We start from the raw sequence: 13,939 nt of genomic DNA on the forward strand, positions 1-13,939 counted from the left end.
AACCCTTGGTCGGTGTCGTGAGTCTTTCCATGCCCCATACGGGCCCGCCTCGTGCACCGCTGCCGCACACGACTGCTCATTGCCGTCGCCGTCCGCCGCCGTTGACGTCATTCGTGGATGTCGGAACGCTGCGACCGCATGCAAGCATGTCACCGTGATCACCATTGACGTCAGCGAGGTGACCGACGAGCGCGCCCTGCACCTGCTTCTGAAGCGGGAGCTGCGCTTCCCGGACTTCTACGGCATGAACTGGGCTGCCTTCTGGGACGCAATCACTGGCCTAGTCAGGATCCCGGACCATGTGCGCTTCCTTGGGTGGGAGCACCTGGCGGCCGGCGTTCCCAGCGGGGCCGTCATGCTTCGGCAGGCGCTCGGCAACTATCAAGCCACGTACCGCCCGAAGTTCGTCGCTGAGTATGCCTAGCATGAGCAATCTCCGGGCTTGGGCATGGTGCTACCAGCAGGTCACGGGGTGCATCGCCTGGAGGGCCGGTCTACTGACCGGACCTCCCGCCGGGCGGTGAGCCAGTAGGAGCCCATGGAACCTGACCAGGTCAGCTGGCGTGGGCTCCTCTTCGTTTGCCGGATGCACAACCGATACACGGCTCAGCGGCGGCGGATACACGGTCATCGCGATCCGGACACACGGGCCCGGGACTGTGGGTGACATCCCACTTTCCCCGGTTCGGAGGTCGTCCGATGCTGCTGTACTCCCCGCCCGGCCGGCGGCCGCGCCATGCGCCGCCGTGGATCGCGCTCATCTCGCTGCCGGCCCTGACCGCCCTCGCCGTCACCGTCACCGTCGCCGCCGCCGTCGGCGTCGGCCGGCCCGGGTCCACCGACGGCCACAGCGCAGCGCCGGACCGGCGTGTCGCCACCTTGGCGGCAGAGCTGCCGTGGCCGGCCGACGGTCAGTCGAGCGTGGAGGTCGAGGGGCTGGGCAGCCTCGGGACGCGGGGTGAGCAGACGCCGGTACCGATCGCCAGCCTCACCAAGGTGATGACGGCGTACGTGATCCTGCGCGACCACCCGCTGCACGGCACGCAGCAGGGCCCGGAGATCACCGTCGACCGGCAGGCGGCCGACGAGTCGGTGTCCGGGACGGAGTCGACGGCTCCGGTGCAGGCGGGACAGCGGTTCTCGCAGCGCCGGCTGCTCGAACTGCTGTTGCTCCCGTCGGCCAACAACATCGCGCGGATGCTGGCACGTTGGGACGCGGGCAGCCAGGAGGCGTTCACCGAGAAGATGAACCGGGCAGCGTCCGGGCTCGGCATGGACCGCACGACCTACACGGGCGCGAGCGGCATCGAGACGACGACCGTCAGCACCTCGTGGGATCAGCTGAGACTGGCCCGGGAGGCGATGAAGAACAGTGTGTTCCGGAAGATCGTCGCCACCCGGAGCACGACCATGCCCGGGATCCCGGGGGCGGTCACGAACACGAACACTCTGCTGCGGATCCCCGGGGTCGTGGGCCTCAAGACCGGCTCCAGCACCCCGGCCGGCGGGAACCTGGCGTGGGCGGCGACGGCGGACAGCGACGGCCGGGAGCGGCTGGTGCTGGGGGTGGTCCTGCACCAGCGGGCGAACACGTCCCCGGAACAGGGACTCCAGGCGGCCCTCGAGCGCAGCGAGCGACTGATCACAGCAGTCCGCGCGGCGCTGGCCTCGGGACGGGGGGCGTCGGCGTGAGCGGGGGTGCGGGCACAGCGCCGCAGGTATCAGCCGGGCCTGAGCAGGGAGGGCCTGAGCAGGGAGCCGGGGCCGGACAGCGGACCGAGCCCGAGCAGGGGACCGGGGCCGAGCAGGAGACCGGGCCCTCGCAGGGGACCGGGGTCGCCAGGGCCGGAGGCCTTGCGGCGCCGTGGTCGTGGCGGCGCGGGCGGGTGACGGCGGGGCTCGCGCTGCTGTGCACGGCCGTGCTCCTGCTGCACCGCCGGATACCCAACGGCCCCGGCCGGCTGCCCAGCCTCGTCGAGACCTTTCTGCCCTGGGTGGGCGCGGCCGTGCTCCCGCTGCTGGCGATCGCCTTGGTCCGACGGTCGGCGACGGCGCTGGTCGCCGTGTTGTTGCCGGCCGTGACCTGGGTGTCCCTCTTCGGCGGCACGCTCGCCGACAAACGCGGCACGGGTGGTGACCTGACCGTGGTCAGCCACAATGTGGGTGACGCCGACCCCGAACGGGCCGGCCGTGTACTGGTCGCCTCCGGCGCCGATGTGATCGGGCTGGAGGAGCTGACCGACGCGAACGCCCCCGCGTACGAGCGGGTGCTGGCCGGCGTCTATCCGTACCACCGGGTGGACGGCACCGTCGGCGTGTGGAGCAGACGGCCGTTGCGGGACGTGCGGCCGGTGCCGATCATGGCGTGGACGCGGGCGATGCGCGCGACGGTCGAGACACCGGAGGGGCCTGTCGTCGTGTTCGTGGCCCACCTGCCGTCGGTGCGGGTACGGCCTGCCGAAGGGTTCGCGACGAACTGGCGTGACCACGCCGTGGTGCGGCTCGTCGACGCGGTCCGCGAAGCCCCGGAGCGGCGGCGTATCCTCATGGGCGATTTCAACGGAAGCCCGGACGACCGCGGACTGGCCCCGGTGACCTCGGTGATGCGGTCGGCGCAGCAGGCGGCCGGCGCGGGCTTCGGTTTCACCTGGCCGGCGGCCCTGCCGGTGGTGCGGCCCGACCAGGTGTTCACGCAGGGGGTCGAGCCCGTGGCGGCGTGGACGCTGCCGCGGACCGGCAGCGACCACCGACCGGTCGCCGCTTCGGTCGACTTCCGGCCGTAGTCTTCCTGACTCCGGCGATGGCTGGTGAGCAATTCGTGCGTATGTGGCGAGTGGGGCAGGTGTGGCAGGCGTGTCCGAATCCGTGAACGTGCTCCTCGTCGAGGACGACACCGTGATCCGCAGGGCCGTGGGGCTCGTGCTGGAGCGCTACGGCTACACCGTGACATCCGCGGAGGACGGGCTGACGGGCCTGGATCTGTTCCGCGCGGGCGGCCACGACCTGCTGCTCCTGGACGTGATGCTGCCGGGCCTCGACGGCATCGGACTGTGCCGGCGGGTGCGGGAGACGAGCTCGGTGCCGATCCTGATGATGTCCGCTCGCGGTGACGCGATCGACGTGGTCGGGGGCCTGGAGGCAGGCGCGGACGACTACGTCGTCAAGCCCGTCGAGCCCTCGGTCCTGCTGGCGCGGATACGCGCGCTGCTGCGCAGGGCCACCTTCACCCGCGCCGAGCCGGCCCCCGAGCCGGCCGTCGGCGGCCACCAGGTGCTCACCTTCGGAGACCTGACGCTCGACACGGAGGGGCTGGAGGCGCGCGTGGCCGGCGAGCCCGTGGCCCTGACACCGACCGAGCTGCGGCTGTTGCTGGAGTTCGCCGCGTATCCGGGGACGGTGCTGGAGCGGCAGAGGCTGCTGCGCGACGTGTGGGACTACGGCTGGGACGGCGACAGCAGGGTCGTGGACCTGGGCGTGCAACGGCTGCGGAAGAAGATCGGCGCCGAGCGGATCGAGACGGTCCGCGGCTTCGGCTACAAGCTGGTGCGCTGACATGACCCACCCGTTCGCCTCACTGCGTTGGAAGATCACCGCTCTGGTGGCCACCGCCTGCTGCGTGGTCGCCCTGGTCATCGGTGTCCTCGTGCACTCCGCGACGTACGAGCGCTCGATCGCGGAGGGCAGGGCCAAGGCCCTCGCCCAGCTCGCCGACGCGGAGCGGCACGAGCCGGGCGCGTACGACGTCCTCACCAGTCCCCGGGAACTGCCCCCTGCCCTCCGCGACGAGGTACGCGCGGCCGGCGGCAGGCCCCAGACCCTGTACGACACACACGTGGCCAACGTGCCGTGGATGTGGGCCGCCGAGGAGTCCCAGGGCCGGTGGACGGGCGTCCGCGTCATCATGGACCTCGACTGGCTCAGCCGTAAGGCCCTCGACCGGCACATGGTGTATGCGGCGATCGCGGCGCTGGCTGTGGTGCTGCCGCTGTCGGCGCTGGCCACGGGGCTCCTGGTCCGCAGACTGCGCCGGGTCGCCGCCACCGCTCGCCGCATCACCGACGGCGAACTGGATGCGCGGACCGGCGGCCCGGGGCGGGGCGGGGACGAGATCGCGGACATCTCGGTGGCCTTCGACCAGATGGCGGGGAGCCTTGAGCGGCGGCTGCGCAGCGAGCAGCGGTTCACCGCCGACGTGGCGCATGAACTGCGGACCCCGCTGATGGGGCTGGTCACCTCCGCGGAACTGCTGCCCGGGAGCGAGGCGACCGACCTGGTGCGGGACCGGGTCCGGGCGCTGAGCACGCTGGTCGAGGAGCTGCTGGAGGTGTCGAGGCTGGACGCGGGCGCGGAACAGGCTGACACGGTGACCGTCCCGCTCGGCGAGGTGGTGGCGGACTCGGTACGGCGCACCGGCCTGACGGTGCGGATGTCGGCGGCGGACGCCGGGACGGTACGCACCGATCCGCGGCGCTTGGACCGGATCCTCGCGAACCTGGTCGGCAACGCCCACCGGCACGGGCGGGCACCGGTCACCGTGACGGTGGACGGCGCCACCGTCGTCGTACGCGACCACGGCCCGGGCTTCCCGGCGGAACTGCTCGCCCACGGGCCGCAACGTTTCCGCACCGGAGCGGCCGAGCGCGGCCGGGGCCACGGCCTCGGGCTGACGGTCGCGCTGGGCCAGGCCCAGGTCATCGAGGCGCGTCTGGAGTTCGCCAACGCGCCCGACGGAGGCGCGATGGCCACGCTGCGTCTGCCGCCCGGCTGACCGACGCCCCGGTTCCGCCAACCGGCCCTCGCGGACGGCCCGGCACCGACGACGCGGCGTCCGGGCCCGGCCCGCCTCAGGAGCAGACCGTGCCGGCCTTCGGTTTCTTCCCGTCCAGCAGGTAGCCGTTCACCGCGCTCTGCACGCACTCGTTCTTGCTGTCGTACGCACCGTGCCCCTGGCCCTTGTACGTCAGCTCCACGCCGACGCCCTTGCCGAGCGCCTCCACCATCTTCCGTGCGCCCTCGTACGGAGTGGCCGGGTCGCCGGTGTTGCCGACGACGAGGATGGGCGCCGCCCCGGGTGCGCTGACGTCGGGATGGTCGGCGGCGCCCGGCACGGCCCAGTCGGTGCAGCTGACCATGCCCCAGGCCAGGTAGTCCCCGAAAAGCGAGGACGCGGCGTGGAACTCGGGCAGACTCCGCCGGACGTCGTCCGCGGTGTACCGGGGCTTGTCGTCCGCGCAGTTGATGGCGGTGTTCGCCGCGGTGAGGTTGCTGTACTCGCCGTTCTCGTTGCGGCCGTTCATCGAGTCGGAGAGCAGCATGAGGATCTTGCCGTCGCCGTCGTACGCCTGCTCCAGCCCCTCGGTGAGGTACTCCCAGAAGTCCTTCGAGTACAGGGACTGCGCGATGCCGTTGGTGGCGGCGGTCTGCGTCAGCTGACGCGGGAAGATGCCCGGGATCGGCTTCTTCTCCAGGTCGGCGAGGAGTTTCGCGATGCGGTCCTTCACCTTTTGCTCGGTGCTGCCGATCGGGCACTCCTCGGGCTTCGAGGTGCAGTCCTTCGCGTAGTTGTCCAGCGCGAGCTGGAAGCCCCTGGCCTGCCCGAGCGCGCTCTGCTCGGGGTCCTGCGTGGGGTCCACCACCGCGTCCAGGACGGCCCTGCCCACCCGCTTCGGGAACAGGTGGGCGTAGACACCGCCCAGTTCGGTGCCGTAGGAGATGCCGAAGTAGTGCAGTTTGTCGTCGCCGAGGACCTGGCGCATCAGGTCCATGTCGCGGGCCGCGTCCGTGGTGCGCACGTGCGGCAGGATCTTCTCGGAGTTCTTCTCACAGGCCCCGTTGAACTGCTTGGTCCGGTTCAGGAGCTGGACCTGTTCGGCGTGGTCGTCCGGGGTCGCGTCCTGCTGGAAGTACTCGTCGAGCTGGGCATCGCTCTCGCACTCCACCGGTGCGCTGCGGCCGACTCCGCGCGGGTCGAAGCTGACCAGGTCGTAGCGGGTGCCGAGGGCCGCGTAGTCCGCGCCGAACGCGGGCAGTGTGGTCACGCCGCTGCCGCCCGGGCCGCCGAAGTTGAACACGAGCGAGCCGATCCGCCTGCTCGCGGGGCCGGTGGCCTGGGCGCGGATCATGGCGATGCCGATGGTGTCGCCCTTCGGCCTGCTCCAGTCCAGCGGGGCCTTCATGGTCGCGCACTGCCACTTGGCGCCGTTCGGCAGCGGGGAGGGAGGGCTGCCGCCGCCCTCCGCCTCGGAGGGGGCCGGGCAGTCCTTCCAGTCCAGTTTCTGCGCCGTGAGGTCCCCGTCCTCGCCACTGCCGCCGCATCCGGCCAGCACAGCGGAGAGCAGCACAGCGGTGGTGGTCAGCGCGGCGGCGCGCAGCCGGAACGGGTTCGCCATACCCCCATCGTGGGGGCGCGCACGCCGGGGCGCGCGGGACGCGGGCCGTACGAGGTACCTCACCGGCGGGCCCGGACGGGCCCGCTTACAGGGCGCCCTTGCGGGTGAGGTGGTTGAAGGCAAGCCAGCCCGGCAGCACCGGCAGCCACAGGGTCAGCAGCCGGAACAGCAGGACGGCCGGCGCGGCGACCTCCTTGGGCAGGCCCACGGCGATCAGGCCGACGGTGAGGGTCGCCTCGACCGCGCCCACGCCGCCGGGAGTGGGCGCCGCGGAGCCGAGCGCGTTGCCGGCGAGGAAGACGACGGCGACGCTGGCGATGCTCAGCGACACCGATCCGTCGCCGAAGGCCCGGATGGAGGCGTCCAGGCACATCACGAAGCACGCGGTCAGCAGCAGCATGCCGCCGATGCCGGTGATGAGCTTCTGGGGCCGCTGCAGCACGTCGAGCATCCGCGGCACGACACCGGCGAACAGCGACCTCACGCGCGTGACGACGAATTTCCGCAGGAACGGCACCGAGGTGACCACGAGGACCAGGACCGCCACGGTCAGCAGACCCGCGATGACCGTGCGGGACGGCGACAGCGACGGCGTCTTCTCCGTGCCGGTGAGATAGCCGAAGGACAGCAGCATCAGGATGTGGCAGCCGAGTCCGAACAGCTGCGAGGCGCCGACGCTCGCCACCGCGAGCCCCGGGCGTACGCCGGCGCGCTGGAGGAAGCGCGTGTTGAGGGCAACACCGCCGACCGCGGCCGGCGCCACGATCTTCACGAACGACCCGGCGACCTGTGCCGCCACGGTCCGCGGGAACGGCACCCGTTCCGGTACGAAGCCCAGCAGGGCCATCGCGGCGGCGACGTAGCTGAGCGCGGAGAACAGCACCGCGGCGGCCACCCAGCCCCACTGGGCCTGCGCGAACAGCGTGCCGAACTCGATGTGGGTGAGCTGCGTCAGCAGGTAGTACGCGCCGATCGCACCGGCGATGAAGCTGATCAGGGTGCGCGGCCGGACCCGCTCCAGGCGGGCCGGTTCCACGGGCGCCTGGGGCCTGATCCGCAGCACCTGGTGCCGGATCTGGGTGAGCAGATCCTCCTCGCGGGCCTCTTCGAGGGCTTCGTCGATGGCCCGCTTCTCCGCGCGCTGCTCGGCGCGGACCGCCTTCTTGTCGGGCTTCTCGAGCCCGGGCGGGGCCGTCTCGGGCGCCTCCTCCAGACGGGCCAGCTTGGCCTGCCGGGAGGCTTCGAGCACGGCTTCCCGTTCGCGCTCGGCCCGCTCCCGGGCCAGTCGGCGCAGCGTCGCGCGCGTGGAGCGCGTCAGCGCGATCGGCTGGAGCATCGGCAGACAGTCGGCGACCGCGTCCGGGCCGAGCACCTTCACCGCCGAGGCCACCGCCCGCTCGGCACCGACCCGCAGACCGAGCGTGGTGACCAGCTGGGCGACGTCCATGCGCAGCAGCAGATCACCGGCCGCGATCTCGCCGCCGCGCAGTTCGGTGAGGATCACCCTGCCGGAACGATCCACCAGAATCGCGTCTCCGGCCAGCCTGCGGTGCGCGATGCGCCGGGACTGCAGCGCCCGCACCTGGTGCCAGGTGTTGCGCAGCAGGTCGTCGGTGATGTCCTCGTCGGCCAGCGAGTCCAGCGTGCGCCCGCCGGTGTGCTCGTAGACGAGCATGACCGCGTCCGGGCCCAGTTCCGAGGTGGCGATGAGCTTGGGCGCGTTGGCGCCGGCCGCGATCGCCGCGTACGCCAGCAGCGCCTCCTGCTCCAGTGCCTGGCGCAGCGACTGGAGGCTGGAGCGGGTGGCGAAGCCGCGCAGGGTGAGATTGCGCCAGGCCCGGTAGAAGAAGCCCTGGGCCTGCTGTTCCCGGTCGACGACCGTGACGTCCAGCGGCGGGCCGTCCTCCAGGGAGACGAAGTAGCGCCGGCCCCGGTCGCCGTTCTCCGTCTCCACCACTTCCTCGCGGGCCGCACCGACGGGGTGGAAGCCGACGTGCCGCAGGCCCGCCATCAGGGTCTGGCCGGTCGGGCGGACGTTGGGGGAGCCGACCGCGTACAGGGTGCCGTAGGCGATGGTCCAGCCGATCAGCACCGTCAGGATGATCGAGAAGGGGGTCGTGTAGCCGGTGACCAGCATCGAGAACGCGTCGAGCAGCAGCACGATCCACAGCACCGCGCGCCATCTGGGTCTGCGGGACATGCCGACGGCCGTCATATAGGCGATCACGGGCGCCAGATAGCCGTGCACCGGGTCGGTCAGGGCGTGGATGTCGCCCGGCGAGGGCTGGGTGAGCGCCTCCTGGATCGAGTCCGGGGCGGCCCGGGCGACCCACAGGTCGGTGGCGAGCGTCACCCCGTGCGCCAGGACCGCCGCGAGGACGCCGTCGGCGATGCGCAGCCCGTCCCGTTTGATCAGCCGTTCGATCGCGAACGCGACCGGCACCAGCAGGATCGCGATGCTGGACGCGAGCCCCGCGATCTTGATCAGCAGGTCCGGGGCCTGCCCGGTGCCCTTGTTGATGTCCTGTTCGAGGCCCGAGGTGGTGCCGTGCGCGAACGCGGCGATCGCGAGCAGCACCACGATGCCGAGCAGGCCCACCAGGAGCCGCATCAGGTCGGAGGGGCGGTGCACGCGCGCGGGGAGCAGCGGTTCGTCGCGCTCCACCTGCTCGGCGTGGGGGTCGTCGTCGGCGCACGGACGGCGGTCCGAGGGCGCGGTCCCGGGGACGTGCGCCGCCTCGGCGGGCGGTCCCCCGGCGGTGTCGAGCGCGCTCTCGCCCTCGTCCGCCTCGGGGGCGTCTTCCCGCGCGCGCGTGCCGTCGTCGTCCTTGGGCTGAGTGTCGTCCTGCTCGCGCTGGCCGATGTCGTCCTGCTCGCGCGGACCGGCGTCGTCCCGTTCGCGCGGACCGTTGCCCTTCCGCGTCTGCGGACCGATGTCTTCCTGTTGCGCGCCGGTGCCGCCGTCGTCCGCGCGGGCGGGACCGGGACGCGCGGAGGCGTCAGGGGTGCCCGCCGCTCCTTCGGGGTGCACGCCCTGCTCCTTCATGGTCTCTTCTTGGTCTCGTATCACCAGTCACCGCCCGCACGATGGTGGCATGCCCCACCGACACTCACGGGCATCAGGGTGCGGATGCGCGGGCGCACAGTCTGCCCCAAGGACCGCGCGGGGGCGAGAGGACCGTTCCTCACGGCCCCCGCCGGAACGTCGGCGGGGTGCGGCAGGATGGGGTGGATGAGCGAGCAGAGCCCTCCCGAAGACGCCCGCGCGGAGTACGCGGACGCGCTGCCGGCGTACGCGGACGCGCCGCCGGAGGACTCGGACGCGCTGCCCGAGTACGCCGAGCGGGTCCTGGACGTCGCCGAGCGGATTCCGCCGGGCCGGGTCATGACCTACGGCGACGTCGCGGAGTGGCTGGAGGAGGGCGGGCCGCGCCAGGTCGGCCGGGTGATGGCCCTCTACGGCGGCGCCGTCCCGTGGTGGCGTGTCGTACGCGCCGACGGCGTGCTGCTGCCCGGACACGAACTGCGCGCGCTCGCCCACTACCGCGCGGAGGGCACCCCGCTGAAGCAGGCGGGCAGGAGCACCGAGGGCCATCTGCCACGGCTCGACATGCGACGGGCCCGATGGGACGGCGGCGCGGGTGCGGAGGGTCACACCTGACAGCTTCCGCCATCGGATGCCGCCGCGGAGGGCCTGTGATCCGTTCGGGGGACATGGGGGACGTCCGTGGCATGCCGTACGTTCGTGAGATGTGGGACGCGCGTGACGCGAGCGCCGCGAGGGAAGAAGCGGAAGCCCTGCTTCCGTCCGGAGCGGCGGCGTAGCGTCGGCAGCACGTGTCCACGTCATCCCGCGGTCACCGCCTCGCGCGCGTGACCGCCTGCCCGCCAGTACGACCACCAGGACCGGCACATCACGTGAGCTCCTCTTCCTCCACCAGGCGCCCGCCGCACCCACCGGTGCGGCAGGGGAGCCGTGGCGCTTACCGACTGGTCCGTACCCCTCCGGCCGTCGTGGATCCCCCTCGTCTTGACGCGGCGCAGCGTGCCGTGGTTGACCACCGGACCGGACCGCTCCTCGTCCTCGCCGGTCCCGGCACCGGCAAGACCACCACGCTGGTCGAGTCCGTCGCCGCCCGGATCGCCCGGGGCGGCGACCCCGAGCGGATCCTGGTGCTCACGTTCAGCCGCAAAGCCGCCGTCGACCTGCGCGACCGCATGGCCCTGCGCATGGGTGCCGCCCGCGCCCCCAGGGCGACCACGTTCCATTCGTACTGCTACGCGCTGGTCCGCGCCCACCAGGACAGCGGCCGGTTCACCGAGCCGCTGCGCCTGCTCTCCGGCCCCGAGCAGGACGTCACCGTCCGCGAGCTGCTCGCCGGCCAGCCCGAGCTGGAGCGGCTCGGTCTGACCCATGTGCGCTGGCCGGACGAACTGCGCGCCTGCCTGACCACGCGCGGCTTCGCCGACGAGGTCCGTGCCGTCCTCGCCCGCAGCCGTGAGCTGGGGCTCGGCCCGGACGCCCTGGACGCCTTCGCCCGCCGCATCGGCCGCCCCGACTGGCGGGCGGCGGCCGCGTTCCTCGCCGAGTACCTCGACACCCTCGACCTCCAGGGCGTGCTCGACTACGCGGAACTGGTCCACCGCGCGGTCCTGCTCGCCCGCCGCCCGGAGACGGCGGCACGGCTCGCGGCCCAGTACGACGCCGTGTACGTCGACGAGTACCAGGACACCGACGCCGCCCAGGTCCGGCTGCTGCACGCCCTGGCCGGCGGGGGGCGCACCCTGGTCGCCTTCGGCGACCCCGACCAGTCGATCTACGCCTTCCGGGGTGCCGACGTGAACGGCATCCTCGACTTCCCGGCCGCCTTCCGGCGCGCGGACGGCCGTCCCGCCCCCGTCGCGGTGCTGCGCACCTCACGCCGCTCCGGCGCCGCCCTGCTGGCCGCGACCCGCCTGATCACCCAGCGCATGCCGCTGTCCCGGCTGCCCGCCGAGAAGGTCCGCGCCCACCGGGAGCCGGCCGCCGTACGGGACGGCGGCCGGGTCGAGGTCCACACGTACCCGACGCCCGGCGCGGAAGTGGACAACATCGCGGACGTCCTGCGCCGCGCGCACCTGGAGGACGGCGTGCCCTGGAGCGACATGGCCGTCCTCGTACGCGCCGGCTCCCGCCTCCCGGCCCTCCGCCGTGCCCTCACCGCGGCCGGCGTCCCCCTGGACGTCGACGGCGACGAGCTGCCCCTGCGGCACGAGCCCGCGGTCGCACCACTGCTCACGGCCCTTCGCGCGGTGGCAACGGCGGAGGCACGGCACCGGGACGAGGAACCGGCCGGGGCTCCGGAGGGGGGCGAACCGGCTGGTGAGGAGACGACCGGGGAACGCGCCGGCGGGGCCGGGGAAGGCGCGGCTACCGACGCCTCCGGGGAACGGGCCGGTGCGTCCGGGGAACACGTCGATATTGTCGGCGGACGTACCGGTGCCGCCGGGGAACGCACCTCCGCCGTCGCGGAACCCGCTCCGGGCGCCTCCTGGCTCGACACCGAGACCGCCCTCACCCTGCTCACCTCACCGCTCGCCGGCATGGACGCCGCCGACCTGCGCCGTCTCGGGCGTGCCCTGCGCGAGGAGGAACGGGCCGCCGGGAACCCCCTGCCGCCCCCGTCCGACGAGCTGCTCGCGCGGGCGCTCGCCGAACCCGAGCGCCTGGCCGTGCACGACCCGGCGTACGCGCGCGGAGCGCAACGCCTCGGCGCGCTGCTCCGCAAGGTCCGCGAGCGCCTCGCCGGCGGCGGTACGGCCGAGGAGGCGCTGTGGGACCTGTGGCAGGGCACACCGTGGCCCGGACGGCTGGAGCGGGCCGCCCGGCGCGGCGGCGCGGCCGGCCGCAACGCCGACCGGGACCTGGACGCCGTGTGCGCGCTGTTCGCCACCGCCGCGCGCGCGGAGGAGCGCATCGGCGGCCGCGGCGCCCTGAACTTCCTGGAACAGATCGAGGCCGAGGACATAGCCGCCGACACGCTCGCCCGCCGCGCGGTACGCCCGGACGCCGTCCGCGTGATGACCGCGCACCGCGCCAAGGGTCTGGAGTGGCGCCTGGTCGTCGTGGCGGGCGTCCAGGAGGGACTCTGGCCCGACCTGCGGCGCCGCGGCTCGCTGCTGGAGGCCGACCGCATCGGCCGCGACGGACTCGCCGAGCCCCTCACCCCGGGCGCGCTGCTCGCCGAGGAGCGCCGCCTGTTCTACGTAGCCGCCACGCGCGCGCGTGACCGCCTCGTCGTCACCGCCGTGAAGGCACCGGCCGACGACGGCGACCAGCCGTCCCGGTTCCTCACCGAGCTGGGCGTCGAGCCGAGGGACGTCACGGGGCGTCCCCGCCGGCCGCTGTCCGTCGCCGCGCTCGTCGCCGAGCTGCGCGCGACCACGGTCGACCCGCGCGCGTCGGCCGCGCTGCGGGAGGCCGCCGCCCGCCGGCTCGCCCGGCTCGCCGCGCTCGCCGACGAGGACGGCCGCCCGCTGGTGCCGTCCGCACACCCCTACCGCTGGTGGGGCATGTTCGAGCCGACCGAGAGCAAGGTGCCGCTGCGCCACCGGGACCAGCCCGTGGTGCTCTCCGGCAGCGCCCTCGACCAGCTCGCCAACACCTGCGCGCTGCAGTGGTTCCTGGGCCGCGAGGTGAGGGCGGACGCCCCCGCCACCACCGCGCAGGGCTTCGGCAACGTCGTCCACGTCCTCGCCGACGAGGTCGCCTCCGGCCGTACCCCCGCCGACCTCGACGTCCTCATGGAACGCCTGGACTCCGTGTGGAACGCGCTCGCCTTCGACGCGCCGTGGAAGTCGCGGCAGGAGAAGGACAACGCGCGCGTGGCGCTGGAACGCTTCCTGAACTGGCACGTGCTGGACCGGGCGGGCCGCACCCCGGTGGTGAGCGAGCACGACTTCGACGTCACCCTCGAAGCGGGCGACTACCAGGTCCGCATCCGCGGCCAGATGGACCGCGTGGAGACGGACGCCGAGGGCCGCGCCTACGTGGTCGACTTCAAGACCGGCAAACAGGCGCCCACCGCCGGCGAGGTGGAGCGGCACCCCCAGCTCGCCGTCTACCAGCTCGCCGTCCGCGAAGGCGCCGTCGACACGGCCTTCGACGGCGTACGCCCCGAGCCGGGCGGCGCCGAACTCGTCCACCTCAGACAGGGCGCCGCCAAGCGCGACGGGGGCGACGACCTGCCCAAGGTGCAGACCCAGGAGCCGCCGACGGGGGAGTGGGTCGGCGAGCTGCTGGCCACCGCCGCGGGGAAGGTCCTCGACGAGCGGTTCACACCGAGTGCCGGCCAGCACTGCACGCACTGCGCGTTCCGGGCATCGTGCAGCGCGCGCCCGGAGGGACGGCACGTGGTCGAGTGACCCGACCGCGACGCGAGCGACGTGGCCCCGACCAGGGTGACGTGGGTCTCACCCAGGGTGACGTGACCCTGGCGAGGGTGATGTACGGCACCACAGGGGCTGACCTGCGCTTCTTCCGTCCCGGGCGGCCGATCCGGTCTCGATTG

Annotated in this window: 9 protein-coding genes; 7 read left to right on the plus strand and 2 right to left on the minus strand. The window is 73.1% G+C overall.

The features are described from left to right. The first annotated feature begins 154 nt into the window (after window positions 1-154). The 5 genes from OO52_RS35380 to OO52_RS35400 all read left to right on the plus strand — a co-directional run bounded on the left by OO52_RS35380 (window position 155) and on the right by OO52_RS35400 (window position 4,768). A complete protein-coding gene (locus OO52_RS35380) occupies window positions 155-424 on the plus strand; it encodes a barstar family protein (RefSeq protein WP_030649655.1) in 270 nt (89 codons plus the stop codon). A 275-nt stretch (window positions 425-699) separates the two neighbouring features. Continuing rightward, window positions 700-1,692: a D-alanyl-D-alanine carboxypeptidase family protein gene (locus OO52_RS35385; protein WP_078877408.1), complete on the plus strand. Its 993-nt coding sequence runs from the start codon at window positions 700-702 to the stop codon at window positions 1,690-1,692. Between the two features lie 194 nt (window positions 1,693-1,886). Next, window positions 1,887-2,783, plus strand: a complete 897-nt coding sequence (locus tag OO52_RS35390; protein WP_078877410.1) for an endonuclease/exonuclease/phosphatase family protein — start codon at window positions 1,887-1,889, stop codon at window positions 2,781-2,783. 43 nt (window positions 2,784-2,826) lie between these two features. Further along, window positions 2,827-3,552: a two-component system response regulator CseB gene (gene cseB, locus OO52_RS35395; protein WP_051818721.1), complete on the plus strand. Its 726-nt coding sequence runs from the start codon at window positions 2,827-2,829 to the stop codon at window positions 3,550-3,552. Window position 3,553: 1 nt separating this feature from the next. After that, complete coding sequence (locus OO52_RS35400) at window positions 3,554-4,768, plus strand: sensor histidine kinase (protein ID WP_030649644.1); 1,215 nt, start codon at window positions 3,554-3,556, stop codon at window positions 4,766-4,768. Between the two features lie 76 nt (window positions 4,769-4,844). On the opposite strand, the gene OO52_RS35405 is transcribed toward OO52_RS35400, so the two are convergent. Both OO52_RS35405 and OO52_RS35410 read right to left on the minus strand, forming a co-directional pair. Then, complete coding sequence (locus tag OO52_RS35405) at window positions 4,845-6,389, minus strand: alpha/beta hydrolase (RefSeq protein ID WP_030649640.1); 1,545 nt, start codon at window positions 6,387-6,389, stop codon at window positions 4,845-4,847. Between the two features lie 85 nt (window positions 6,390-6,474). After that, a complete protein-coding gene (locus OO52_RS35410) occupies window positions 6,475-9,435 on the minus strand; it encodes a lysylphosphatidylglycerol synthetase family protein (protein WP_030649638.1) in 2,961 nt (986 codons plus the stop codon). Window positions 9,436-9,621: 186 nt separating this feature from the next. Here OO52_RS35410 and OO52_RS35415 point away from each other — a divergent pair, with 186 nt between their 5' ends. Next, window positions 9,622-10,050 carry an MGMT family protein gene (locus OO52_RS35415; protein ID WP_231406411.1) on the plus strand — a complete coding sequence of 143 codons (429 nt, stop codon included), beginning with the start codon at window positions 9,622-9,624 and terminating at the stop codon, window positions 10,048-10,050. Between the two features lie 257 nt (window positions 10,051-10,307). Continuing rightward, on the plus strand, window positions 10,308-13,793 hold the full coding sequence (locus tag OO52_RS35420; protein ID WP_106972112.1) for an ATP-dependent helicase: 3,486 nt from the start codon (window positions 10,308-10,310) through the stop codon (window positions 13,791-13,793). Window positions 13,794-13,939: the final 146 nt, after the last annotated feature.

Origin of the sequence: Streptomyces flaveolus, from assembly GCF_000716535.1 — a bacterium.
Classification (GTDB): Bacteria; Actinomycetota; Actinomycetes; order Streptomycetales; family Streptomycetaceae; genus Streptomyces; species Streptomyces flaveolus_A.